The organism is Paenibacillus plantiphilus (assembly GCF_927798095.1).
In the GTDB taxonomy this organism is placed as follows: Bacteria; Bacillota; Bacilli; order Paenibacillales; family Paenibacillaceae; genus Paenibacillus_Z; species Paenibacillus_Z plantiphilus.
On the sequence record NZ_CAKMMF010000008.1, the window covers coordinates 207,828 to 232,908 of the forward strand.

Annotated in this window: 20 protein-coding genes; 13 read left to right on the forward strand and 7 right to left on the reverse strand. The window is 51.8% G+C overall.

Annotation, left to right across the window (positions count from 1 at the left end):
• Positions 1-18 precede the first annotated feature (18 nt).
• From L6H65_RS09410 to L6H65_RS09420, 3 genes are read left to right on the forward strand one after another with little or no spacing between them, the layout of a single operon-like run.
• On the forward strand, positions 19-786 hold the full coding sequence (locus tag L6H65_RS09410) for a thioesterase II family protein (protein ID WP_236340478.1): 768 nt from the start codon (positions 19-21) through the stop codon (positions 784-786).
• Positions 787-838: 52 nt separating this feature from the next.
• Positions 839-8,152 carry a non-ribosomal peptide synthetase gene (locus L6H65_RS09415; protein ID WP_236340499.1) on the forward strand — a complete coding sequence of 2,438 codons (7,314 nt, stop codon included), beginning with the start codon at positions 839-841 and terminating at the stop codon, positions 8,150-8,152.
• Positions 8,153-9,508: an MFS transporter gene (locus L6H65_RS09420; protein WP_236340501.1), complete on the forward strand. Its 1,356-nt coding sequence runs from the start codon at positions 8,153-8,155 to the stop codon at positions 9,506-9,508.
• Between the two features lie 203 nt (positions 9,509-9,711).
• Here L6H65_RS09420 and L6H65_RS09425 read toward each other — a convergent pair whose 3' ends face one another.
• The 7 genes from L6H65_RS09425 to L6H65_RS09455 all read right to left on the reverse strand — a co-directional run bounded on the left by L6H65_RS09425 (position 9,712) and on the right by L6H65_RS09455 (position 15,069).
• Positions 9,712-10,470, reverse strand: coding sequence for a 3'-5' exonuclease (locus L6H65_RS09425; protein WP_236340504.1), 759 nt, complete (start codon positions 10,468-10,470; stop codon positions 9,712-9,714).
• Between the two features lie 34 nt (positions 10,471-10,504).
• Entirely contained in the window at positions 10,505-11,194 is a 690-nt protein-coding gene (locus tag L6H65_RS09430) for an AIM24 family protein (RefSeq protein ID WP_236340519.1), read from the reverse strand.
• Positions 11,185-11,697, reverse strand: coding sequence for a coiled-coil domain-containing protein (locus L6H65_RS09435; protein ID WP_236340521.1), 513 nt, complete (start codon positions 11,695-11,697; stop codon positions 11,185-11,187). Before L6H65_RS09435 ends, L6H65_RS09430 begins: the two co-directional genes overlap by 10 nt.
• 129 nt (positions 11,698-11,826) lie before the next feature.
• The gene (locus tag L6H65_RS09440) at positions 11,827-13,341 is read right to left on the reverse strand and encodes a DHA2 family efflux MFS transporter permease subunit (RefSeq protein WP_307728320.1); all 1,515 of its coding nucleotides are present in this window, start codon (positions 13,339-13,341) and stop codon (positions 11,827-11,829) included.
• Positions 13,342-13,825: 484 nt separating this feature from the next.
• Positions 13,826-14,173 carry a DMT family transporter gene (locus tag L6H65_RS09445; RefSeq protein WP_290370358.1) on the reverse strand — a complete coding sequence of 116 codons (348 nt, stop codon included), beginning with the start codon at positions 14,171-14,173 and terminating at the stop codon, positions 13,826-13,828.
• A 25-nt stretch (positions 14,174-14,198) separates the two neighbouring features.
• The gene (locus L6H65_RS09450; protein ID WP_290370354.1) at positions 14,199-14,525 is read right to left on the reverse strand and encodes a DMT family transporter; all 327 of its coding nucleotides are present in this window, start codon (positions 14,523-14,525) and stop codon (positions 14,199-14,201) included.
• A 13-nt stretch (positions 14,526-14,538) separates the two neighbouring features.
• On the reverse strand, positions 14,539-15,069 hold the full coding sequence (locus tag L6H65_RS09455) for a TetR/AcrR family transcriptional regulator (protein WP_236340525.1): 531 nt from the start codon (positions 15,067-15,069) through the stop codon (positions 14,539-14,541).
• Between the two features lie 312 nt (positions 15,070-15,381).
• On the opposite strand from L6H65_RS09455, the gene spoVAC reads away from it, so the two are divergent.
• The 10 genes from spoVAC to yhbY all read left to right on the forward strand — a co-directional run bounded on the left by spoVAC (position 15,382) and on the right by yhbY (position 25,063).
• Positions 15,382-15,873, forward strand: a complete 492-nt coding sequence (gene spoVAC / locus L6H65_RS09460; protein WP_236340527.1) for a stage V sporulation protein AC — start codon at positions 15,382-15,384, stop codon at positions 15,871-15,873.
• Positions 15,874-15,878: 5 nt separating this feature from the next.
• Positions 15,879-16,892 carry a stage V sporulation protein AD gene (gene spoVAD / locus L6H65_RS09465; protein ID WP_236340538.1) on the forward strand — a complete coding sequence of 338 codons (1,014 nt, stop codon included), beginning with the start codon at positions 15,879-15,881 and terminating at the stop codon, positions 16,890-16,892.
• Between the two features lie 18 nt (positions 16,893-16,910).
• Positions 16,911-17,261 (forward strand): stage V sporulation protein AE, encoded by a 351-nt coding sequence (gene spoVAE / locus L6H65_RS09470; RefSeq protein ID WP_236340547.1) that lies wholly within the window; start codon positions 16,911-16,913, stop codon positions 17,259-17,261.
• A 307-nt stretch (positions 17,262-17,568) separates the two neighbouring features.
• Positions 17,569-18,525 carry an AAA family ATPase gene (locus tag L6H65_RS09475; RefSeq protein ID WP_236340549.1) on the forward strand — a complete coding sequence of 319 codons (957 nt, stop codon included), beginning with the start codon at positions 17,569-17,571 and terminating at the stop codon, positions 18,523-18,525.
• A gap of 5 nt (positions 18,526-18,530) precedes the next feature.
• On the forward strand, positions 18,531-19,778 hold the full coding sequence (locus L6H65_RS09480) for a DUF58 domain-containing protein (protein ID WP_236340558.1): 1,248 nt from the start codon (positions 18,531-18,533) through the stop codon (positions 19,776-19,778).
• Entirely contained in the window at positions 19,775-21,994 is a 2,220-nt protein-coding gene (locus L6H65_RS09485) for a transglutaminase-like domain-containing protein (RefSeq protein ID WP_236340560.1), read from the forward strand. Before L6H65_RS09480 ends, L6H65_RS09485 begins: the two co-directional genes overlap by 4 nt.
• A gap of 17 nt (positions 21,995-22,011) precedes the next feature.
• Positions 22,012-22,647: a YqeG family HAD IIIA-type phosphatase gene (locus tag L6H65_RS09490; protein ID WP_371877684.1), complete on the forward strand. Its 636-nt coding sequence runs from the start codon at positions 22,012-22,014 to the stop codon at positions 22,645-22,647.
• Positions 22,620-23,765 (forward strand): ribosome biogenesis GTPase YqeH, encoded by a 1,146-nt coding sequence (gene yqeH, locus L6H65_RS09495; RefSeq protein WP_236340564.1) that lies wholly within the window; start codon positions 22,620-22,622, stop codon positions 23,763-23,765. Before L6H65_RS09490 ends, yqeH begins: the two co-directional genes overlap by 28 nt.
• Before the next feature lie 79 nt (positions 23,766-23,844).
• Complete coding sequence (aroE, locus tag L6H65_RS09500) at positions 23,845-24,735, forward strand: shikimate dehydrogenase (RefSeq protein WP_236340694.1); 891 nt, start codon at positions 23,845-23,847, stop codon at positions 24,733-24,735.
• 25 nt (positions 24,736-24,760) lie between these two features.
• A complete protein-coding gene (gene yhbY, locus L6H65_RS09505; protein ID WP_236340572.1) occupies positions 24,761-25,063 on the forward strand; it encodes a ribosome assembly RNA-binding protein YhbY in 303 nt (100 codons plus the stop codon).
• Positions 25,064-25,081: the final 18 nt, after the last annotated feature.

Consider the following 25,081-nt stretch of genomic DNA (forward strand, 5'->3'; position numbering starts at 1 on the left):
AAAGGAGATGTGGGGAAAATGCCGGCAGCCACTGATGTGGAATGGCTGATCTGTCCTTCGCCTGATGAGGGAGCAAGCGTGCGCTTAATTTGCTTTCCCCATGCGGGAGGCGGTGCATCGTTCTACAGCGGCTGGTTCCAATCGTTCGGGAACGGTGTTGAGGTATGGTCCGCCTGTCTGCCTGGGCGGGAGAAGAGAATCGCCGAAGCTCCAATGGATAGTTTGCCAGCACTAATTGAAGGTCTGGCGGATGCCCTGCAGGGGCTGAGTGACAAGCCGATTGCTTTCTTCGGTCATAGTCTCGGTTCCCTGATCGCCTTCGAATTGACACGTGAGTTAAGAAGGCGCGGCATGAGAGAGCCGCAGCATTTGTTCGTCTCCAGCTTTCGGGCCCCCCACATCCCGCGGCTGAGCGGACACTTTCATACGATGTCTGACGATGAGCTCATCCTTCGCCTGGAGCAGTTGAATGGCGCGCGGAGCGGGCTGCGGGAAAGCGAGGAGCTGCGGAGTTTGCTGCTTCCCGCTCTGCGCGCTGATTTCAAGCTTTCGGATACCTACCGGCATGTGACGGATCGCGTAATAGGCTGTCCCATTACAGCCTTCGGCGGGACCGAGGATGCAGCGGTTCCTCTTGATCAGCTTCGGGGCTGGCGCGAGCATACGTCATCCTATTTTCAGCTTCGGCTGTTTGCAGGGGGGCATTTCTATCTTCGGTCGGCGGAACCGGAAATGAAAGAAATAATAGGCCGTGAATTAATGGCATCGGATGATCATTATTGTTGAACTCGGATTGGCAGAGGTGTCTGTCTGACGGCCGAAGAGAGGATGTGACGCAATGACGTATGTGACGAAAGAGAATGTGGCCCGCATTGTGGAGACGACATTTGTACAGCGGTCAATATTGAAAAGAGCGGCGGGTTTGAAGGCCGAGGGAGCCGCAGCGGCAGGCATCGTTAGATGCACGCATAGTCTGCATGGCCGGATTGATTCCGGCCTGCTGTCCAAGGCATGGGATGAGCTGATTGCTCGAAATTCAGTGCTGCGGACTGTATTTCGCACGGTTAGGGGAAGTGAGGCAGCGGTTGTTCTGAAGGAGCTTCCCAATCCATTGACCGTAACGGGAACGGACGATTCTGCAATAGTGAAGGCGAGCAAGTTCAATGGCGATGTATTCACGCACAATCTCGATGTGCAAGAAGGGCCGCTCGCCGCTGCAGAGCTTCGACTCTTGCAGGATAACGAGGCGGAGCTGTGCTGGTTCTACCACGAGGCGATTCTGGATGAAGCCAGCAGATTGACGCTGCATGAGCAATGGATCGCGCTGTATGCTGCTCTGCTGCAAGATCAAGAGCTGCCAAACGCGGGAGCAGTCCTGGATGAAGCGTCTGCGCAATCTCAAGTCCAAGCCGATGCGCAAGCCCAATACGGCGCATGGCTTGCAGATCAAGGCTGGCGTGCAGCGAAGCCCATATGGGCGGAAGCATTCTCCTCATTCACTGCGCCATCGATTCCTTTTGGAATGCTGCAGGAGAATCGTATCGATAAAGGTTTGGCACAGCGTACGACAGAATGGAAAACGGTACTGCCGCCGGAATTGTCCGCCCAGCTTGACACTATTGCACAGAGAAACGGGGTATCGCCTGAATCACTTTTCGTATTTGCTTGGGCGGAGCTGCTTCGGGTATACGGACGGGAGGGGGAGGTGTCCTTCGGCTTATCGGTTGATGGACGAGGCATTCCACCCGCTGGCATGGAGCGCTTGATTGGTAATTATACGAATACGATTCCTGTTCGCCTGTCGATCTCCCGCAGTGCTACGGCTGCGAGTGCGATACAAGAGCTGAACGATAAACTTGATGCCATGCGCCAATATGCGTATTTGCCAGCAGAGGAATTTGCTGCATTAGCAGGCGTTCATTCAGGAGAAGAACCATTATTCTACAGCAGTGTGGAGGTGAGGGACAATCCCCGCCTGTGTCCGGAGGTTGAAGGCACAACGCTGAAGCATGAGCTGAAAGAGCTTCAATATGCAGCATCCGTCGTTCCTATCCAGTGGAGATGGGGGCGCAGTTCGAGTGCGTGGACGCTCAGCGTAATTCTCGACGAGAATAAATTTACGCGTGAAGCGGCTATCCGGATGTTCGCTCATTATGAGACCGTTCTGGGCGGAATTGCGGAAGGTCTCGATGTGCCGATTAATAGACTTCCCATTATGCCGCTGGATGAATACGAGAAGCTCGTTATTCAATTTAACAGCACCAACATTCAAGGTCAGAAGCTCCATCGTCTCTCTCATTTGCAGTTTGAAGAGCATGCAGGAGAGCATCCCGACCGGACAGCCGCGATATGCGGCAGCGAGCAATTAACCTACGGAGAGTTGAATGCCAGAGCGAATCAGCTGGCGAATGGACTGCGCGCGCATCATTTTGGCAGAGATATGCTCGCTGGCGTCTGGATGAATCGGTCACTGGACATGCTGATTGCGATTGTCGGCATTCTGAAAGCCGGCGGCGCTTATGTGCCGCTTGATCCTGCATATCCCGATGATCGGGTGCGGACGATCGTTCAAGACAGCGGAATGAAGGCGCTCATTACAGCGCCGCAGGAAGCGGATCGAGCAAAGCTCCATGTGCTTGGCGAACAATCCAAGGCAATGCTTGTGCTCATGAATGAAGGGGAAGTAACAGGAATAGCAGCAGGGATGGAGAATGCGTTCGATTTCAACGATTTCGCGGCTGTGAATCCGGAGCCTGTGAATGAATGGCATGATCTGGCGAACGTGTTCTATACGTCAGGCTCTACAGGCGTTCCCAAGGGAGCGATGATTGAGCATGCCGGCATGATGAACCACATTGCAGCCAAAATCGAAGTCTCCGGCATGAATGCAGACAGCATTGCAGCGCAGAATGCGTCACATTGCTTTGATATATCCGTCTGGCAGTTTCTGGCGCCGTTGATGACGGGAGCGACGGTTGTCATCTATCCGGATGACATTGCGAAGGACCCGCTGAACCTGCTTCACGCGCTGGAGCAGGATAGGATTACGATTCTGGAGCTTGTGCCGTCGATGATCGAGATGCTGCTGGAGACGAGGACCGTTCTGTCCCCGTCAGAGGGCAGACTGCCCGTGCTTCAGGCGATGCTATCCACAGGAGAAGGCTTGGCTGTCTCGCAATGGCAGCGATGGAGCGAGGCGTATCCTCATGTTGCCGTTATCAATACGTACGGGGCGACGGAAACATCGGATGATGTGCTGCATGCACTTGTCGACAACGATGTATCGACCCAATATCCCTATGTTCACCTTGGAGTACCGATTGCTTCCTCCAAGCTGTACCTGCTTGATGATAGCCTAAGACCAGTGCCGCAGGGTGTTCCAGGCGAGATTTGCGTTACGGGTATTTGCGTGGGGCGCGGTTATTTGAATGATGAGGTTCGCACGCAAGCGGCCTTTGTCAGAAATCCGTTTCGGGATGGAACAGGGCCGCGAATGTATCGTACCGGCGACATTGGCCTTTTCACCGATGCGGGTCAGCTTCAATTTCTGGGACGCGGCGATCATCAGGTGAAGGTGCGAGGGCATCGGATCGAGCTCGGCGAGATCGATGAGACGCTTCGTCAGCATGAAGGCGTGCGGCATTGTGTGTCCCTGGTTCGCGAGGATTCCAATGGGCAAAAGCGGATTCTGGCCTATTTCGTTGGCGAAGCCGATACGGAAGAGCTGGAGCGGCTGCTGCACCATAAGCTGCCTTTCTATATGATGCCGGATCACTTTGTCCGGCTCGCAGAGCTTCCGCTAAACGCGAACGGCAAGGTTGACCGCAAGCGGCTTCCTGAACCGGAGAAACGCGGGGTATCGGCAGATGATGAGCCGGCAACCGCTGTTCAGCTCGCAATTCGCACGATTTGGCAGGAGGTGCTGAATGTCCGCTCCATTGGCATTCGGGACACCTTTATCGAGCTGGGCGGTCATTCGCTGACGATGACTCAGGTGCGCTCTCGGCTGAGCAAAGTATTCGGAGTTACGCTTACGCTGAAGGAGATGTTCGAGCTTGGGACGATTGCCGAGCTGGCAGAACGGGTGGAGCGGGGCAAGGGAGAGGGCGTGCCTGATGAGCCGATCAAGCCGCTTCCCCTGGCGGAGCACTATCCCACATCACACGCGCAGCGAAGATTATACGTTGTTCAATTGTCGGAGCCAGCCAATGCATCCTACAATATGCCGGTTGCCATCGAGCTTGTCGGAGCATTTCAACTGGACGTGTTCCAGGCGATTATTCGGACTGTAGTCAGACGTCATGAATTGCTTCGAACGACCTTCCGTTTGGAGGACGGAATACCGCTGCAGGTCATCAATGATGGCAATGACATTCCCATCGCATATGAGGATATCAGGAAGTTGGATGAAGCTGCGCAGGAGAAGCATATGGAGATGGCTGCCGACAGGGAATTAAGTGTTCCTTTCGACCTGCACGAGGGTCCATTATTCCGCGTATGCGTCATTCAGAAGGCGGAAGATCGTCATTGGATCTGGTTGAATATGCATCATATTATTGGCGACGCATGGTCTTGGGAAGTGTTCGTCCATGAGATCGCCGCGCTTCACAGTGCCTGGGCCAACCGAACAGATGCGGTGCTGCCTACACTGGACATTCAGTACAAAGAATACGCGAGCTGGCAGAACGAGCGGCTGGAAGGCGGCGCCTTGGCAAAGCAGGAGGCGTTCTGGCTCGATTTGCTTCAAGGGACGCTGCCGGTGCTGGAGCTTCCTGCCGACTATCCGCGTCCTGAGACACAGCAGTATGATGGTCATATCGCCTCGCTGGAGCTTGGCAAGGAGACAGTGGAGCGTATTGAAAGGCTGACAAGGGATACGGATACGACACCGTTCATGTTCATGATGGCGGCAGTATCAACCTTTCTGTGCCGTCTGACCGGACAAACGGATCTGTTGATAGGCACACCCGATGCTGGTCGGAGCAGGCTGGAGCTGGAGCCGTTAATCGGATTTTTCGTCAACACGCTTCCGCTTCGGTTCCGCTTGAATACATTACAACCCTTCAGCGAGTGGCTGGCCCATTGCAAAGCGCTGGCATTGGACGTTTACGCGAATCATGAATATCCGTTCGATCTGATCGTCGACAGGCTCAATCCGGTGCGAGACCGCTCTCGTCCGCCGCTAGTAAATGTCTTGTTCCAAATGATGCGCCAGCAGGAGTATATGCGTCCTTCAGAAGGGATGGCATGGGAGCTGCGGGAGGTGGATACCCGAACGACGAAGTTCGATCTGAACTTTACGTTTGTAGAGCGCGAGCACGGAATGACGCTGCACCTCAATTATTGCACCCGCTTGTTTAAGGAGGCCACGATTCAGGGCTGGCTGTCGGCGTTCCACACGCTGATCGATGCGATGACAGCTTCACCGGAGCTTCCTATCGGCGAGCTGCCCTTGCTGAATGAGAGGGACAAGCAAGCAATCGTTCGCAGAGCGGCATCATCGCTGACGACGGGAGCAACCGATCCAGTGGGCGAAGCGAAGCTGATCCATCGTGTCTTTGAGAAAATGGTGGAGCGTTATCCCGACTTCACAGCTGTCGTAGCTGAAGCTGAACGTCTTACCTATGAACAATTGAATGTATCGGCGAATCGTCTTGCCCGTGAGCTGCGTTCACGCGGTGTTGGTTCCGAGGTGCTTGTTGGTTTGTGCATGGAGCGATCTGTAGATATGCTTGTCGGTCTGCTGGCGATTATGAAGGCCGGGGGCGCATATGTGCCGATGGACCCTTCATTCCCGTTGGAACGGCTGGGCGATATGGTTCGTGATTCAGGCCTGTCATTACTTGTTACACATGAAGCGACTTATAGCCTGTTGGAGAGGCTGAATCTTCCACAGCTTAATGTAGACAGGGATGCGGAGCTGCTGCTTCGTCATGATGCGGATAATTTGGCTGACGGTCCAGCACCCCATCATGCCGTCTACGTCATCTATACATCAGGCTCTACAGGACGGCCGAAGGGAGTCGTCATCGAGCATCGCAGCTTGGCTAATTATACAGCGGCAATCGCTGACCGGCTGCCGCTTGGAGCTGGAGCCAGCTACGCAACGGTGACTACGATTGCGGCTGATCTCGGCAACACCGCTATATTCCCTGCGCTTTGCGGGGGCGGCGAGGTTCATATGATTTCGAAGGAACGCGCAGCGGATGCGGAGCTGCTGGCCCAATATTTTCAAGGCAACCGAATCGATTGCTTGAAGATTGTGCCCTCGCATCTGAAAGCGCTGCTTGCTGCGCAGCAGGGCAATATTTTGCCGAGACGCTGTCTTATTCTTGGCGGGGAAGCGCTGCATTGGGAGGTGGTGGAGCAGGCAATGGCTCTTGCCCCTAGCTGCATCGTTATGAATCACTATGGACCAACGGAGACGACGATCGGTGTCACGTCATACCGGGTGGATGCCAAACGGGGGCGGTCTGCCTGCGGCACAGTGCCGCTTGGCGAGCCTTTAACCGGCATTCAGGCGTATGTGCTGGACAAGCAGCTGGAGCCTGTTCCGCATGGTGTAATCGGCGAGCTTTACATTGGCGGCGTCGGCGTGGCGCGCGGTTATTTGCACAATGAGAGCTTGACGCTACAGCAGTTCATACCGAACCCATTTGATCCGAGCTTGGAAGGACGCCTGTACCGGACTGGCGATTCTGTTCGCATGTCCCCGGACGGATTGCTTGAGTTCATAGGCAGAGTTGATCATCAGGTCAAAATCCGCGGCTATCGCATTGAGCTTGGAGAGATCGAGCAAGTATTGGCGAGCTTGCCGGGCGTGCAGAATGCTGCGGCTGTCGTTATCGGGGAAGACGCTGATCTGTCGATATCCGCTTTCGCAGTTCCAGTCGTTGACAGCAGTCTTCATGAAGCAGCGATATTGGAGCTGCTGTCTGCGGTATTGCCGGATTATATGCTGCCGACATCTGTCACTATCCTGAAGGAGCTTCCCTTGAATGCAAATGGAAAGATGGACCGCAAGGAGCTGGTCCATATTGCGAAGCATCAGGAGTCGAATAGGAACAGCAATACGGTCATCATTCTTCCTCGCTCTCGGGTTGAACTGGAGATGCTGCGTCTATGGGAGGAGGTGCTCGGCAAGCGTCCTATTAGCATGACCGATGATTTCTTCCAGCTTGGCGGTCATTCACTGAAGGCGCTAGCTCTGCTGAGCGGTATTCGCAAGCGGTTTGGGGCGGAAATTACGTTGGCTGCACTTTTGAGAGAGCCTACGCCCGAGAAGCTTGCTGCATACATTGACAATGGGAATACGATTGCAAGTGAATGTCTGGTTTGTCTCAAGCGCGGGGCAGGCGCTAAGGATAAGCCGCCATTATTCCTTATTCATCCTCAGGGCGGCGGCGTGCTCGTCTATCAGGGGCTTATTGAGGGCCTTGTTGAAGATGGCCATGCCATATATGGCATTCAATCGGTAGGTTATGAGTCGGATGAAGCCCCGCTTTCCACATTGGAAGAAATGTCGCGGCGTTATATAGAAGAAATTCGCAAAGTCGCGCCGCAAGGTCCGTATTTGCTTGCGGGATGGTCGCTAGGCGGGACGATAGCCTATGACATGGCCTGGAGGCTGGAGCAATTGGGCGAAGAGGTGGCTTTTATCGGACTTCTCGATACACGTTATAATGAGGCAAGAATCGTGCAATCAGAGCTGGCGATCGAAGAAGATGTGTGGGAATATCTCGCAGTTTTGTATGATATCGACCGTGCCAGTCTGAACGGGCTGTCTTCCGAGGAGAAAGGCGCTCTTGTTCTCCAGCGGGCCAAGGAACGCGGAGATATGCCAGAGGCAGTAACAGCCGATACAGCCCGCCGATATGTTGATGTGATGGTGCGCAACGGGCAAGCGCTGCAGCGATACGAATATCCGGGACCAATCTCATCGACAATCGATATTTTCTATGTAACCGAGAGCTCTGCATTTGGACATGAGCCGATTGATCCGCGCGCATGGAAGTCGATGTCGCGCAGCGGCATTCGCACCTATGCGGTTACCGGCGAGCATATGAGCATGATGGAGCCGCCTCATGTTCAAGGACTAACGAAAGAAATGGCCCAAGTGATCATCAGCCGGACCACAACGGTGGCGAAGTAGATGGGAACGATACAAAATGAACCAACCAACAAACAAGCGCCGAGCGCCAAGCTGAGAGATCTGCATCCCAATATAAAGCTTCGAATCGGAGAATCGTTTCTAAGCACCTTGGTAGGCAGTATGGTCTTTCCCTTTATGGCGATATATTTATCGATGCACTTTGGCGAACGGATGGCCGGTATTCTCTTATTGTTTAATGTAGTCGGCATTTTCATCGGCGGGGGCTTGGGAGGTTTTGCTACTGACAGGCTTGGTCGCCGCAGCACGATGATTATCGCGGAAGGTGCGCGTCTATTCTCAATAGCGGTAATGGGAGCGGCCAACTCACAATGGTGGACTTCGCCGGAAATGACCTATGCGACGATGCTGGTTATCAATGCCAGCGCCGCGTTGAGCATGCCTGCCATTCAATCGATGATTGTCGACAGCAGCAACGGAGGCAATCGTACCTTAGTGTATAGTACGATCTACTGGATCAACAATGTCGCGCTGCTCATTGGAAGCTTGGGTGGCGGCCTGCTGTTCCGCGAGCAACTGTTTACGCTTTGCATCGGCATGTCTGTTGCTTCGTTCATATCGCTTGGGGTCCTTGTATTCTTCATTCGAGAAAGCAAGCCTCAGGCGGATGCTGTCTCTTCTGCAGAACCGTTACTTGGTGACGGAGGCGCAGCCATTCCTAAGCCGTCGCAGAGCTTTCTCGCCAAATACCGTGTCGTATTCACTGATTGGATGTTCCTTGCATTCGTCTTTGCATCCGCGCTGGCATTGTCACTGGAATACTTGTCGAAAAACTATACTAGCGTCCGGCTGGACAAGGAATTTGGGACACGGCTTTATGAGCTTTTTGGCGGTGTTCTGATGCTGGATGGCATTCGGATGTATGGATTATTGATCGCAGTGAATGCGCTGGTCATCGTCCTGGCATCCATATTCATCGTCTCTTTGGCGAAACGTATTTCAGGCGAATGGTTAATGGCTGTTGGGATCTTCTTATGCGCGACTGGTTACGGTGTGCTTGGCGTGAGCAATGAAATTTGGCTGCTCATTCCATTCATGTGTCTGGCAGGCTGTGGACAAGTCATGTTTGCTACGATGAAGCAGACCTATCTGGCATCGATAATTCCCGCTCATAATCGTGGTCCCTACATGGCTATTAGCGGCATGGAATTCCTTGTCGCCAACGTCGTCGGTTCGACAGGTCTCATCCTTGGAACCTGGCTCCCGTCGTGGATGATGGGCGGACTGTTCTTCGGTATGGGGGCGGTTGGCATCGTGCTGCTTATTCTCCTGTTCGTCCGCAAATCGGCAGCGAATAAGAAGGCGGCAGGCGTACAGCAGGTTGGTCAGACGGGGTAGATGGGAGAAAGGTAGAGTAAACGCAATGCTTGCAGACGTTACGGCTACAAGCTTGACCTCGTCATCGGATGGGCTTCCATCTTCTGAATAATGTGAAATCGAATAATGGCTGGCAGGGACCTCCCTGTCAGCCATTGCTCGTAAAGTATCATGCACCCGCTACAAACGAAGCGAGTGCGCAGGCACTGGATTTTTCCAAACACTTAGAGGTGGCGATTATCTACCGCTGCGGCAAAATATTGCTTGAGCTCGGCCAGCTTTCGAGGATCGTCAAGCGATATTCTGTCCTTCAAATATTGTTCGACAACGGTCTCCCATTGGGGGACCATTTTTTGTGCAGCCATATTCCGTACCGCTACCTTCACCATTCTTCGTTCCTTGGCGTTGGAGTAGACATCCTTGAACTGCTGTGTATGGGCGAAATCCAGTCCGTCGATTACCCTTCTGAACACATCAGCGGTCATGCGCGCATCATCCAGAGCACGGTGTGCAGAGCCTGTCGATGGTATGCCCAGCTCAGACAACGCACCTTCGACGCTGACATCATTGGTTAAATTTTTATAGCGCAGAAAGCCTTTCAACAGATCGAAGTAGTTGGCAGCCAGCCAGTAGGAATCGTCCAGCTTGTGCATCCGGGTATCGAAAACGATCCGCTTGAGATCCTCGCCGCCCCATGTGATCAATAAGAAGGCATCGCTTCTGTTCAGCCATTGGATGAACTGGGCAATGACCGCCGGGAATCTTGCCGCACTGTCAATTTCCTCTTGGGGTATGCCAGTCTTCCTCTTAATAAATCCATTCAGCTTCGCAAAAAAGATCGGTTTGATGAAAGCAGAAAATTCATCCATCGGCTGCAGTGATGCATTCAATCTGACTGCCCCGATCTCAATAACCTCCATTGGTTTGTCGCTGGCAAACTTGCGGCCGTTAAACTCAATATCCAGAATAATATAGTCCGACATGATTGCCTCCGATTATACGATGTCTATGAATCGCTCATTTAATATAAATACTTCCGAAAGGAAGCAGTTCTCTTAGAACTCGCTTGACAATGCCGCCGCCCTGCAACTGCTCCATCAGACCTGCATCACGCGAACCGGATTGAATGAGAACTGGCCCAGAGCCGGTCATTTCCCATTGCACGTTCATATGCTGACTGGCCAGCTGATTGCCGTATACGGCCAGCTTGATCCTCGCGCTGTCTGGATAAGCGATCAGCGAGCCAGCCTCCACATACAATGGAATGGATGGGTGGAGCTGCATCGTGATGAGATCGCCTGTCGTAATAATGCCAAGTGTCCCAGGTCCGGTGAATTTCATTCTGATCCAGTCTTGTGTAATCCAGGCTGTCTTAATTTTTTGAATCTTGCTCTTCATATGAAGTCCGTCCGTATAGAACATGACATGGCGAAAATCGAACATCAGGTCGCTCTTGGGCCCGATCGCAACCGATTCCAGCTGACAGCCAGGAGGCAGTCCGAGAATGAACTCACTCTGGCCTACCAGCTTGGAGCGAATCCATTTTCTTTTCCTATAGGCGCCGGCCAGATCCATGAATCGATCCTCGCGAGATTGAGGCGCGCCTTGATACGCAAGGATGGACTTGGGGTGCAGAACATGGAGCGTGTCCTCATTGTCGAGAGAGACGCGTACATGGCCGAGTGGAGTAGGGACCTTTACATCCACGGCTTCGCACCCCCGCCTGAACGCTTATGCTTGCGCCAGACATTATAGCGCCATATGCGAATCGACAGCAGATAGAGAAGTCCCAGACCGACGATTACGAGAACGGACATTATAATTTTGCGATAGAGCTGGCTCCGCTCCGATTTCTCAGCCTCCATCGCCTCCATCCGCTGGAGCAGCGTATTGTTCTGATTGATTAATTGCTCATTCTGTTGCTGATATTGCTCATTCTGCTTCATCAGCTCTTCCTGCTGACGCGCATATTGTTCCGCGCTCTGCTGGGCCTCCAGCAGCCGATCCTTCTGATCGCTGAGCTCCTGCGTCATCCGCTCCTGCTCTTTCCTGAATGAATCCGTAAGCTCCTCTACTCTCTCAGGCGCATTATAAATATCAGAAATCCGATCAAAGAAACCCGCGCTGGCTTCCTTAAGCGGAAGAGCTGCCAACGTAATGATCATTATCAGAACGATTCGAGCGAGAAAATAAAATGGTCGCTTGGTCACGTGATGAATCTCCTCCCGAAACAAAAGCATATACCTTCATTGTATCTCTTATTTGGACAAAAATGAACCGCTTCGCACAAGTAAGACTGTGGAAGCGGTTCAGAGGTCATTCGTTGCAATGACCTTCAGTTAACCATGCATGATTTCAATCTGAGCCTGCTTCGCCTGGGACTTATCGGAAATTTTCTTGTTGCGCCGCAGTGTTAAGCCAAGTACAGCGCCAAAGATAGCGATGAAGAGCATGACACTGAACGTGTCGTCATAGCCTTTCATAGCCGCTCCCTTCAATAGCTCGGGGAGGACAAGCTTTGATTCTGCTGTTTGCACGGCAGACTCCATTACTGCTGTTTGCCTGCTTTCAATATTGGCGGTCAGTATAGTGACGATGGAAGCGACTGCAAATGAGTTTACAACTGTCAGCAAGCCGTTTGTTATGGAGGTTACGCGGCTGACAAGCTCGCGCGGCGCTTTGCCCATCAGATGAGTGTTGAGAGGCATCATCATTAATCCCATGCCTGAGCCTGCCATAATGAGCGGGATGAGCAGATCGCTTCCAACTGTCGTCGCATCGACCAAAGAATATTGATAGATCGCGCCAGAGATAAGAGTTAGACCTGCTACGACCAGCCAACGGATACCGAATCTGTCGTATAGCCAGCCGCTGACGGGCATCATAAGTCCAGAGGCGATCGCTTGCGGCATTAGAATGAGACCGGTATCGAATGCGCCGAAGCCGCGGGCCTGCTGAAGAAATTGGGGCAGCAGAAATATAGCGCCATAAAGCGCAAACTGTCCGATCCACTGCACCACAATAGCGAGCGAGAAATCGACAGAGCGGAACACTCGGAGCTCCAGCAGCGGCGTGCGGACCTTAAGCTCGACGATAATGAAGGCGATCAATGCCGCGCCCCCAATGACAAGCCCGGCTATCGTCTTATCTGAGGTCCAGCTAGTCGCACCTTCACTGACACCATAGGATAAAGCGGCAAAAGCGATTGGGCCCAGCAGCATGCCAAGCCAGTCCATGCCGGCTACTGCGTTGCGTTCAACCTTCGGCAAATATTTCATGCCAAGCAGAACGCACATAATGCCGATGGGTAAATTGATGATAAAAATCCATCTCCAGGAATGGAACTCAACCAGCCAGCCGGAGAGAGTGGGGCCAATTGCAGGGGCGAACAGAATGGGCATGCCCATCATCCCCATGATCGTTCCGACCTTATGAGGCGGACTTAACCGAAAAATGTAAGCCATTGCGACCGGCAGCACCGCTCCGCCTCCAAGCCCCTGCAAAATGCGAAATACAGTGAGCCATTCTGCCGAATTTGGTGTTGCGCACAGAATGGAGCCAATTGTGAAGAGTGCGATAGAGATGAGAAAAATATTTTTGGCCCCATATCGGTCTGAGAGCCAGCCTGCTAGCGGAATAACGGCGGCTTGCGCCAATAAATAGCCGGAGATCGTCCATTGCAGTGTAACCATCGTCGTGTTGAAATCCAGCGCCAGATGCGAAATCGCAACGTTCATCGCAGTGGCATCGAGAATGACCATGAAGACGCCTGCAATAATAGCAACCAGCGGAATCATGATACTTCTGATGCGAAACTCAGCGGCAGAATCAGCTGCCAGATCAACCTTTGCCAATTAGCATCCCTCATTCGTCTTGCAGATTCAACTACTTCTGATATCCTAATTAAATTTCTACAATTTGTCAAAAGAAAATGCCGTACAAAATAAGCTGCACCGCAAGGGAGTATATTTGAAGGACAATCTCCGCATCCGCACCTGTCCGCATAAGCTGTACAGTAGCCTATACCAACCCGAGAGGAGCTGCTCGTGCATGAGGCGAAACATCATTGTGCTGGCGCTTGTGCTTTACGTGCTGCTTGTGCTGCTTCTTCTAATTGCTCTGCTTTAGGCCGGAGGTACAGTTGAAATGATTGCGGGCTGCCATGTTTGCAGGCAGCTTTGATTACATATATGAAGCTGTTTGCTCAAACAGCAGATTTTAGCCCGAATCAATACAAGAAAACAGCGACGGACCAGGACTCGAAAATCAAGTCTTAGACTGCCGCTGCTTTGCTTTCATCGTGCTATCGGGAGTTCCCATTAGAGGGCTAAACCTATACTAGCTTTGACCTTCGGATACGCTCTCCGGACTTTTAGAGGAATTTAATAACACTACACCCCCGATTATTAATACTAGTCCTGCAGCTGTATAAACGCTGAATGGTTCTCCCCATATCAATATGCCAATCAACGCGGTTAAAGCTGTTCCTGCTCCCGCCCATATGGCATAAGCCAAACTTAATGGAATCGTTTTAAGACTTATGGATAAAAAATAAAAGGTTATCGCAAAACCTGTCATGACACCAACAGAAGGAATTAGATTAGTAAAGCCTGCGGACAATTTAATCATTGAAGTGCCAAATATCTCTCCGGCAATAGATATTGCTAGTGCAATATATCCTTTCATCATACAGCCTCCTTTTCTCTACAACTTAATGAGAGCCGCCAGTAAGCTTCATAATTACGACGCCGCCAACAATCAGGGCCAGACCTGCTAGTTTTTTGAAACTAAAGCCTTCTTTATATACGATGACACCTATTAATGCAGTTAAAGCAGTTCCTACACCAGACCATATCGCATAGGCAGTGCCTAATGGTATGGCCTTAAGAGCTAGAGACAGGCAATATAACGCTAATCCCATCCCGATGATTACTCCTATAGAAGGGAACAGCTTCTTAAAGCCATTGGATACTTTAAGCATAGAGCTGCCGAATACTTCGGCTAAGATGGCTATAGCTAATAAGAAATATGAGTTCAACAATATCCCCTCCTTAATCGATCATATTTCTCAAGCTGTGGATTACCTTTTCGCGCAAATCCTCGTCGATCTTTCCTAATCCAAACAATTCTGAGAACCACAGCCCGTCGGCCGCTAGCCGGACTATCGTAGCTTGCACGGGGTCAATCCCGTCGTTTTCCATATTTTTTTGCCAATCCGAATATACACGCTCCAGCTTTACGAGTAAATCGGGGTTTGCATATAGTGAAGCCGTAAATGCTGTACTAATACCGCCTTTATTAATATCATCGAAGGTTGCCTCCATATATGCTCGACTCCACTTGCCAGCACTAGCAGCTGCATTGGCCGCCCTGGCAGTAACGTCCGCAACAAAATGGTCTGTCAACTCTTCCACCATTCCTATGAGTAAAGCTTCCTTACTCGGAAAGTGGTGGAGCAATCCGCCTTTGCTAATTCCAGCTTCTTTGGCCACAGCTTCAAGTGTGAGTTTTTCGACACCGTGATTTTTTACAATATAGGAAGCAGCAGTTAAGACAGCATGGCGTCTAGAATTACGATTCATCGTTATCACCTCTCAATTTACTATACCGTCCAGACGGTTTTGTTGTCAATTAAGATACATTATTTTTCATCGTGCTGCGAGAATTGCAAATGATGGATGCCTGTCAGCATAATGAAACCGTTTATTACAAATACTTGGGTAAGACGTTGTTCAAATAGCACGGCACGCAAAAACGAAGCCTATGCTTCCGAAGCAAGTTTTTGCTCGACAAGTCGGGCAGGGCACGCAAAAACGAAGCTTATGCTTCCGAAGCAAGTTTTTGCTCGACAAGTCGGGCAGGGCACGCAAAAACTTTTAGGGGTGTTTAAAACAATGGCCACCAAGAACGCAGCACGCAACAAGTATAAAAAAATGACCATGTCGCCTAAAGAGTATCAGACGTTCGCGAAATCGCATGAGCCTAATCGTTCGGTAGCGGCCAATTGCTTACGAGCTTTTGTCGTTGGAGGGGCCATCTGCTTGATCGGACAAGCGCTTCAAGACATGTTTGTCCACGTCTTTGGCATGTCCAAGACAGATGCAAGCAATCCTACAGTTGCCGTTCTTATCTTCATTGCAGTCGTTCTTACGAGCATGGGCGTATATGACAAACTCGCACAATGGGCCGGAGCCGGCAGCGCTGTGCCCGTAACCGGCTTCGCCAATTCCATGTGCTCGGCAGCGCTGGAGCATCGCAGCGAGGGTCTTGTGCTTGGCGTGGGCGGCAATATGTTCAAGCTGGCGGGCGGGGTTATCGTTTATGGCACAGTAGCCGCCTTTTTCGTCGGTATCATCTATATGATTTTTGGCATCAGGGGGCACTGACTGACATGCTCAAAGGAAAACAAACGTGGTGGTTTGAGAAACGTCCTGTCATTATCGGAGCAGCTACAGTCGTCGGGCCGGATGAGGGCGAGGGTCCGCTTGCCGCTGATTTTGATCTGATTCATCCCGAGCTGGACATGCAGCAGAAGAGCTGGGAGAAGGCGGAACGTCTGCTGCTGGAGCAAGCCTCTGATCTTGCGCTGAAGAACGCTAAAGTGAACAAGCAGCAGCTGCACTATTTTATCGGCGGAGATCTGATGAATCAAATTATTAGCAACAGCTTTGCGGCACGATCGCTGGGCGTTCCTTATATCGGCGTTTTTGGCGCCTGCTCCACCTCCATGGAGACGCTGGCGCTCGCCTCGCTTATCGTCAATTCCGGCTCCGGGCAATATGTGCTGGCCGGTACGTGCAGTCATAATTGCACGGCTGAGAAACAGTTCCGTTATCCAACGGAATACGGCTCGCAAAAGCCGCCGACCGCGCAATATACGGTAACAGGCTCGGGAGCGGTCGTAGTCGCTGCTGACGGCGAAGGTCCGGTAGTTGAATGCGCGACGATCGGCAAGATTGCCGACATGGGGATCAAAGATCCATTCAACATGGGAGCGGCGATGGCGCCTGCTGCTGTGGATACCATTAAAGCGCATTTCAACGATACGGGGCGCGAGCCCCAAGATTATGATCTGATCGTGACCGGCGATCTTGCAGGCGTGGGCCATCCCATTGCTAACGATTTGCTTATGCGAGACGGGGTTCCGATGGATCAGACGGTATTCTCGGATTGCGGATTAATGGTTTACGATGTGCAGCAGCAGAAGGTTCAAGCGGGAGGGAGCGGCTGCGGCTGTTCAGCGGTTGTAACCTATGGCCACCTGCTGAAGCGGCTGAAGAAAGATGGCGATCTGAAACGGATTCTTGTCGTAGCGACCGGCGCGCTGCTGTCTCCGTTGTCCTATCAGCAGGGGGAGAGCATCCCTTGCATTGCCCATGCAGTCGCGATAGCGCGGCAGCCATAACGGAAGGAGTGTACAAGCATGATTTATTTGTGGGCCTTTGTAGTTGGAGGGGCAATATGCGTTCTGGGACAGCTCATGTTCGATGTGGTCAAGCTTACGCCTGCTCATACGATGGCGGCCTTGGTTGTAGCAGGGGCGATTGTAGACGGTATCGGCTGGTATGAGCCGATGATTGATTTCGCTGGAGCGGGAGTAACCGTTCCGATTACGAGCTTCGGCAACGCGCTTGTTCATGGAGCATTGACCGAGCTTCAAAAGGATGGCTGGATTGGTGTCATTACAGGCATTTTCAAGCTGACGAGCGCAGGCATTTCCGCCGCGATCATCTTCTCCTTTCTGGCAGCGCTTGTGGTCAGACCGAAAGGCTAGTGCGCGAGCGACTGCCTGTGATGCGACAGCGCACGCTGCCGTATGCCGGGAGCTGTTTCAATATGTAATCAAGCCCTTCACATTGCCCTCATCCGGCGGTTTGAAGGGCTTTTCTATGTTCTATTGCGCCAGCAAGCTCGTTCTGCGCGTGATTAGCGAGTCTTTTCGAGACGCCAGCGGCGGAGAAACGTTATCCTGTAGGATTCTCCAATTTTTTTTGGTGAATTATTAGCTGTACTGTCTGTTGTATTTTTTGTAAAATAATAGAATGGTGAATTTTACATAACATCCGGGAGGGTCTAGAGACATGGAAAACCGTACGACAGATTATTCATTGTGTGCTGCTATACGTCGCAATTTGGAAAGCTGTATTTTGGGGAAAAGCAATGAAATTGAACAATTAATGATCGCTCTGCTTGCCGGCGGACATATACTGCTCGAAGACGTGCCCGGTACTGGAAAGACGCAGCTTGTGAAAGCGCTTGCGAAAACGATAGGCGGACATTTCCGCAGAATTCAATGCAATCCTGACTTGCTGCCGACTGATATTACAGGTGTTGCTATTTATCATCCGAAGGATGAGGCATTCGTATTTAGACCGGGTCCAGTGATGGCGAATTTGCTGCTTGTCGATGAGATTAACCGGGCCACAACGAAGACGCAATCCGCATTGCTTGAAGCGATGGAGGAGCGCAATGTGACGGTAGATGGCGAAACCTACCAGCTTCCTAATCCGTTTGTACTCATCGCTACGCAGAATCCGATAGAGTTCGAGGGAACCTACTCGCTGCCGGAAGCGCAGCTTGACCGGTTCATGATGAAGATTACGTTAGGCTATCCGGACGCGGCAACGGAACGCCAGATGATCATGCTGCCAAACTCCACCGCGCCGGCGGATCAGTTGTCCGCAGTTTCGAATATTGAACAGGTTGCCAAGCTGATGGAGGATGTGAAGCGTGTTCATGTCGATGAAGCGGTAGGCGACTATTTGATTCGTGTTGTGCGCGCGACTCGGGATCACAACGGTGTTCAGCTGGGAGCCAGCCCGCGTGCGGCGATATCGCTGCTTGCAGCTGCGAGAGCGAAGGCGTACCTGCAGGAGCGTGATTATTTGATACCGGATGATATTAAATCATTGGCTGCCTCTGTGCTCGCGCATCGCATTCTGCTTCATACAGAATCAAGAATGAACGGTTTGACAGCAGAAGATGTTATTCACGCTGTCCTACATAGCACCAACGTCCCTGTGCGAATGGAGCGATAGATCTCATGCTCACGGCACAAGCAATGAAGATGAGATGGCGGTTGCTCGGCATTCTATATGCTGGCTCGCTGCTGTATTTGCTTTTTCAGGGCGGCAAGACGTCCTTTATGCTGTTTTGTATCTTCAACGTGCTGCTGCTTTATTTGCTGCTGGGACGCTGGAGCGGAATCGCCGGAGTTGAAGGCGTCAGGAAGCTGTCGCATAATTCGGGCGCAGAGCAGCACTTGATGGCCGGAAGCAAGCTTGACGTCGTCATCTCTGTACAGATTCCAGGAGTATGGCCGATTCCATATGTGCTTGTTCGGGATGTGCTGTTGCGGCAGAACGGCGGCTCAATACCGTTCGAGGCTTCGTTCGTGCCCAGCTACCGCAGACAAGGGGATGTCACGTATACGACACCACCCTTGGAGAGAGGCGTTTATCGATTTACGCATACGGAATGCTCGACCTGCGATATTTTTGGGTTGTTCGAGCATTCGGGAACATTTGAATCAACAGAGCCTGTCTACGTCTACCCGCGTACAATCGCGATCCGCAGCTGGCAGCAGCTGAAACGGGGGGCAAAGGGTCCTTATTCAACGACCGCTTCGCGACTGTCAGCCAAGGAAACAACACAAATCAACGGGGTGCGCGAGTATATTTACGGGGACAAGCTCTCTCGTATCCATTGGAATGCGACAGCGAGAACCGGTGAATGGAAATCGAAAGAATTCGAACGAGAGTCTTTGCCACGGACGATGTTCCTTCTGGACCGTTATGCGGGCGCATATGATCGGCCGGAACAGTTTGAGCTTGCCGTATCCATCGTTGCCTCTATGCTGGACTTCGGCTTCCGCCGCTCTACAGCGACAGGAATTATTTCGGTCGGCGATACCAATGAGGGCTTTGCTCCCAATACGAGCCCGAACCAGCGGCAGCTTATTATGAATCATCTCGTAAGCGTGCAGCCTGACGGGAACACACCATTATATCGGGCAATTAGACAATCCGCCTCGTTTGTACCGAGTGGCTCGTTTGCGGTAATCGTCAGTCCTCAGACAGGAGAAGAAATTGTTCTTGTCATGGAATGGCTGAAACGGAGAGGAGTCGTTCCCGTCCTTATTCATTTGAAGAGGAATGGCGATGACGTGCCTCAGCCTGGCGGGAAGGGCAAGGAATGGCTGAAGATGCTGCAGCGCAACGGTTTCATCGTGCATACAATCAGCGCGCTTCAGGAGCTGCCCGCTGCTCTGGAAGGAGGGAGTGCCTCATGAGTATGTATCGATCCTTGGGTAAGTGGCTGATAGCGAACTGGTACACGCAATTAACCATCGTTTTTACGACATTGCTGATTTTTGCCTGGATTCGCTGCTTTGACGGTTATTGGTGGGATGAGACGTACACGATTATTCATGCTGTACTGTTGACGACATTTGTCGCAGCCGCACTCATCTCCTCCAAAGCATTGTCAATTACTGTACAGCTTCTGGCCTTGATCCTGATTAATTTGGCATTAACGGATTACGAATGGATATCTTTTACTGGTGAGATCGGCAGCTTGGGCGATTGGAAGGAATGGCTTGAGTGGCAGTTCCAGCCGCTTACGCCTTATCTCTGGCTAAGTCTCGGCATTTGGGCTGGCTTCCATGTCATCCTGCTGTGCAGCAAGCGGCGTCTCGGCATAATTGCTGTGCTGAGCTTCATCCTGCTCTCCCTTACAATTACGGATTCATTGCTCTCACCTGTTTATCTGTGGGGGGAGATTGCGTGGACGGTATTTATTGGACTTGCTTGGCTGGTTGCCAATCATTTTCTCAATTTCAAGGAGAAGCATCCTGAGAGCTGGGCGCATCTGCTTGAATATCCGGTAAGCCTGTTCCTGCCGGTGCTGCTTATTATTACGCTTGTTATGGGCGCAGGAATATTCGTTCCTTCTATTGATCCCATACTGAAAGACCCCTATACCGCCTGGAAAGAAGCAAGGGGCGAGGAAGTCATATCCGTAATCGGTGATAAAGGGACAGGCTCCGGCAGCGAAAGCAAGGGGAACAGCGCCTCAGGCTACAGCCGCAATGATGAGGAGCTCGGCAATGGCTTCAAATTTGATTATTCTCCGGTCATGGACATTACGACAACGAGAAAGAGCTACTGGCGAGGCGAGACCAGAGCGCTGTACACGGGGAGCGGCTGGGAGGAATCGCCGGAAGAGCAGGCTGAGGCATCGGTTAGAGCTATTGTGCCAGAACAGATTCTTGAATCCGGCGGCATAGAGGAGAATGTCGAGACGATACGGGTGGACCAATCCGTCAACATTCTGAGTGAGAATACGTATCCGGTGTTGTTCGGTGCGAGTCCGGTATCTCAGATCGTATCGGTTAATGAGATTAAGAGCTACCTCCCAAGTCTCGAATGGCTGCCGCAGTCATGGGAATTGAGATTGCCTGCCGGTAAAACAGACTACCCTGACAAATATTCCATCATTTCGGAGGTTCCTGTCCTGGATGTGAATAAGCTGCGCAGCGTAGCTGCAGCAGAGACTGCATCGGAGATCTCATCGATGTATTTGCAGCTGCCTTCGGATCTGCCGTCAAGGGTAAGAGAGCTGGCTCTCGATATTACGAAGAATGAAGCTACACCTTATGATAAGGTCAAGGCGATCGAAGCCTATTTGCAAACGAACTTCAAGTATACGAATGAGCCTGACCTGTCGAAGAGACAAAGCAAGGATTTCGTAGATGCTTTCCTATTCGAAATGCTGGAAGGCTATTGTGATTATTATTCAACCGCGATGGCTGTCATGACACGCTCAATCGGCGTTCCTACCCGTTGGGTGAAAGGCTATGCGCCCGGAAGCCTGCCTATCGATCCGGAAACGCTGCGTCTGGGAGATGCGATCGGTGTCGATATGAATCCAGAGGGGAAAGGCACTTATACGGTGCGGAACGCGGATGCGCATTCATGGGTAGAGGTGTATTTTGAAGGCTATGGATGGTTTCCTTTCGAGCCTACCGCTGGCTTCACATTCCCTTATGCCATGCCGGAAAATCAAAGTGTGGATACCTCAGATATCGAAGCTGATTCGTCTGCTGACATGCAAGAGGCAGGCACAAAAGGCTTCAATATACCGCTATGGTCTTCTATAGCAGCATTCGTAGTGCTCCTGCTTGTCATTGCAGTATGGCAAAGACGGCAAATTGCCGGGTTATGGAACCATTATCGCTGGGGTGCTGCTACTGTAAATGAACGGATTGTCAGGGATACAAACCGGCTTATCCATTACGGCCGCAAGAAGGGACTTAATCGTGGCACGCATGAGACCGTGCGCGAAACGATATCACAGTGGTCTGAGCGGATGTCCCCGCTGCAGAGGGAGCTGTCATTCGTGATCGTTGTGTTTGAGAAGGCGATGTACAGCAATGGAACGATAAGCAAGGAAGAAGCCGAGCAGTTCGATGCGACAATCAAGAATTTACGCAAGCGAATAAGCTGACAAGACCGGTCGGAATGATGCGCAGCATCCTCCCGACCGGTTTTTCAGGCTGCAAGCGGCCTTTGCAAGGAATTCCCTTTGTATGGTATAGTTTCGATGATAGCGATAGCAGGGGAGTCGAAACTATGTTTGAACGGCTGTTGCCGCATATGCGCGTCAATACCATTTATAATATTGATATGGATGCTTTGCAGAAGCAGGGCATAAGAGGGATTATTACAGATCTCGACAATACACTTGTCGGCGCCAAAGTGCCGCTCGCCACGCCGGAGCTGGTGGAATGGCTTGATCATGTGCGCGATCTTGGCTTTAAGGTTGTCATCGTTTCGAATAATAATCAGACGCGCGTGTCCAATTTCTCAAGCCCGCTCCAGATTCCTTTCGTTCATGCGGCCCGCAAGCCTGCGAACAAGGCGTTCCATAGAGCGCTTAAAGAGCTCGGTTTGCCAGTGGAGCAAACGGCTGTTATCGGTGATCAGATGCTGACAGATGTGCTGGGCGGAAGACGGATGGGTTTATTTACAATTCTTGTAAGTCCTATTGCGCCGAATGATGAAGGCGTGATGACCCGCATTAATCGGAGGATCGAGAGAATTGCCCTCTATAATCTACGCAAAAAAGGGTTATGGCCCGAGGAGGAACACAAGAAGTGACGAATAAGCAGTTGGTAGAGGGCGGATGCGCTGGCTGTGGCGTGAAGCTGCAGACAACAGCGAATGACAAACCGGGCTATATCCCGGATTCAGCGCTTGAGCGGGAGCCGGCAATTTGCCAGCGATGCTTCCGGATTAAAAATTACAATGATGCGACAACGGTTACAATCGATCAGGATGACTTTATTAAGCTGCTCGGAGGAATAGCGAATACAGAAAGTCTTGTCGTACATATCGTTGATATTTTCGACTTTGAGGGGAGCCTGATCTCTGGTCTGCAGCGATTCGTCGGGAACAATCCGGTGCTGCTTGTCGTCAACAAGATCGATCTGCTGCCCAAGGGAGTCAATCTGAACCGGCTGCGCAACTGGGTTCAGAAACAGGCGAAGACCCAGGGGCTGCGAATTCTTGATGTCGTGCTGTGCAGCGCCAAGCGGAATATGGGCTTCGAGCGTGTTATCGAAGCGCTCGGCGAGCATCGCGGCAAGCGCGATGTGTATGTGGTCGGCGCAACAAATGTGGGCAAGTCGACGCTCATCAATCGGCTGATCCACGATTTCAGCGATTTGGAACGCGAATTGACAACATCCCGTTATCCCGGCACAACGCTGGATGCGGTTCATATTCCGCTGGACGATGGCCATGACATTATCGATACGCCGGGCATTGTGTATGCGCATCGAATGACAGAGGTCGTGCCTCGCGATGTGCTGCAGGCGCTTCTGCCGGACAAGCCGATCAAGCAGCTTGTGTATCAATTGAATGAGCAGCAGACGCTCTTTATTGGCGCGCTCGCTCGGTTTGATTTTATAGAAGGAGCAAGGCAGTCATTCTCGCTCTACATCTCTAATGCGCTGCCGGTACACCGGACGAAGCTGGAGAGGGCAGATGAGCTGTATGCGGACCATAAGGGCGTTATGCTGGCTCCGCCTAAAGCAGAGCAGCTGGACGAAATTCCAGCCTGGACACGTCACCGTCTAACGATTCGGCGCGGGACCGATACCGATATTTATATTTCCGGATTAGGCTGGATTCATGTCAATAGCGGTGATGGCGCGCTGGTTGACATTCATGCGCCCAAAGGGATTCGGGTGCTGCTGCGGGACGCGCTGATCTAGCCGCTGGCAGGATGGCATGTGACTTGCGGGTGGAGCAAGCAACGATTGGTATTCAGGAGAGTGAGTGGCAGTGAGTGGGATGAACAATTCAACGACTGGGCTTTCCCCTTATGGCAATAAGGTTGACAGCGAAACGATTCTTTACAGTGTCATTGGCGATCCGATTCGACAATCCAAATCGCCGACGATGATGAATTGTGCCTTCAGGGAGACTGGCCTCAACGGTATTTATACAGCTTTTCATATTACAAGCGAACGATTGGCGGATTTTGTGGCTGGCGTACGTGCGATGGGCATTCGCGGCGTCAATGTGACGATCCCGCACAAGTTGGACATTATGCCGCTGCTCGACGAGATAGACGAGAGTGCGCAAGCGATCGGGGCCGTAAATACGATCGTCAATGAGGACGGCAATCTGATCGGCTACAATACGGATGGCCTTGGTTATGTCCGTTCTCTAAAGGAAGAAGCGGAGCCGGAGCTTGAAGGCAAGCGGATTCTGATCATAGGCGCGGGCGGGGCGACCAGAGGCATTATTTATGCGTTGGCTAAAGAGGGCGTCGGAAGCATTGTCATCTCGAATCGGACAGTGGAGCGGGCGCAGGTGCTTGTAGATGCTTTCGGCTCGCACACAGACATTCGTGTCATCGGCATGGATAAGCTGAAGGATGCTTGTGGTGAAGCCGACATTATTATCAATACGACCTCTTTGGGCATGTACCCGCATGTTGAAGAGACACCTATCGACACCTCTTGGCTCAGGCCCGACACGATTGCGAGCGACCTGATTTATAACCCGTTGATCACACGCTTCCTGGAGGAGGCGAAGAGTCGCGGGTGCCGTATTCATGGGGGATTGGGCATGTTCATCTATCAAGGCGCGTACGCCTTTGAATACTGGACGGGCGTTCCGGCGCCGGTTCAGGCGATGCGCTCTGCGGTGCTGGACGCACTGGGATACGGACGTTAATCTAACGAGAGAAGGAACAAAGATCATGCTGACAGGTAAACAGAAAAGACATTTGCGCTCTTTGGCGCATCATTTGACACCGATTTTTCAAGTGGGCAAAGGCGGCACCAACGATCATATCGTCCGCCATGTCGTTGAAGCAATAGAGACGCGGGAGTTGATCAAGGTTTCCGTGCTTAACAACTGTCTCGACGATCCGAAGGAAATTGGACAATGGATTGCAGAAGAAGCAGAAGCAGAGCTCGTACAGGTAATCGGCAAGACCATTGTGCTGTACAAGGAGTCCAAGGATCATAAAACGATTGAGCTGCCCAAGGGCAAAAACTGATTGCTGCACAATACTGGC

What these genes read in the sequence shown, in the direction of transcription:
- L6H65_RS09410 (WP_236340478.1), top strand. Translation starts at nt 19, where the DNA reads ATGCCGGCAGCCACTGATGTGGAATGGCTGATCTGTCCTTCGCCTGAT.
- L6H65_RS09415 (WP_236340499.1), top strand. Translation starts at nt 839, where the DNA reads ATGACGTATGTGACGAAAGAGAATGTGGCCCGCATTGTGGAGACGACA.
- L6H65_RS09420 (WP_236340501.1), top strand. Translation starts at nt 8,153, where the DNA reads ATGGGAACGATACAAAATGAACCAACCAACAAACAAGCGCCGAGCGCC.
- L6H65_RS09425 (WP_236340504.1), bottom strand. Translation starts at nt 10,470, where the DNA reads ATGTCGGACTATATTATTCTGGATATTGAGTTTAACGGCCGCAAGTTT.
- L6H65_RS09445 (WP_290370358.1), bottom strand. Translation starts at nt 14,173, where the DNA reads ATGAAAGGATATATTGCACTAGCAATATCTATTGCCGGAGAGATATTT.
- L6H65_RS09455 (WP_236340525.1), bottom strand. Translation starts at nt 15,069, where the DNA reads ATGAATCGTAATTCTAGACGCCATGCTGTCTTAACTGCTGCTTCCTAT.
- spoVAC (WP_236340527.1), top strand. Translation starts at nt 15,382, where the DNA reads ATGGCCACCAAGAACGCAGCACGCAACAAGTATAAAAAAATGACCATG.
- spoVAD (WP_236340538.1), top strand. Translation starts at nt 15,879, where the DNA reads ATGCTCAAAGGAAAACAAACGTGGTGGTTTGAGAAACGTCCTGTCATT.
- spoVAE (WP_236340547.1), top strand. Translation starts at nt 16,911, where the DNA reads ATGATTTATTTGTGGGCCTTTGTAGTTGGAGGGGCAATATGCGTTCTG.
- L6H65_RS09475 (WP_236340549.1), top strand. Translation starts at nt 17,569, where the DNA reads ATGGAAAACCGTACGACAGATTATTCATTGTGTGCTGCTATACGTCGC.
- L6H65_RS09480 (WP_236340558.1), top strand. Translation starts at nt 18,531, where the DNA reads ATGCTCACGGCACAAGCAATGAAGATGAGATGGCGGTTGCTCGGCATT.
- L6H65_RS09485 (WP_236340560.1), top strand. Translation starts at nt 19,775, where the DNA reads ATGAGTATGTATCGATCCTTGGGTAAGTGGCTGATAGCGAACTGGTAC.
- L6H65_RS09490 (WP_371877684.1), top strand. Translation starts at nt 22,012, where the DNA reads ATGCGCAGCATCCTCCCGACCGGTTTTTCAGGCTGCAAGCGGCCTTTG.
- yqeH (WP_236340564.1), top strand. Translation starts at nt 22,620, where the DNA reads ATGGCCCGAGGAGGAACACAAGAAGTGACGAATAAGCAGTTGGTAGAG.
- aroE (WP_236340694.1), top strand. Translation starts at nt 23,845, where the DNA reads ATGAACAATTCAACGACTGGGCTTTCCCCTTATGGCAATAAGGTTGAC.
- yhbY (WP_236340572.1), top strand. Translation starts at nt 24,761, where the DNA reads ATGCTGACAGGTAAACAGAAAAGACATTTGCGCTCTTTGGCGCATCAT.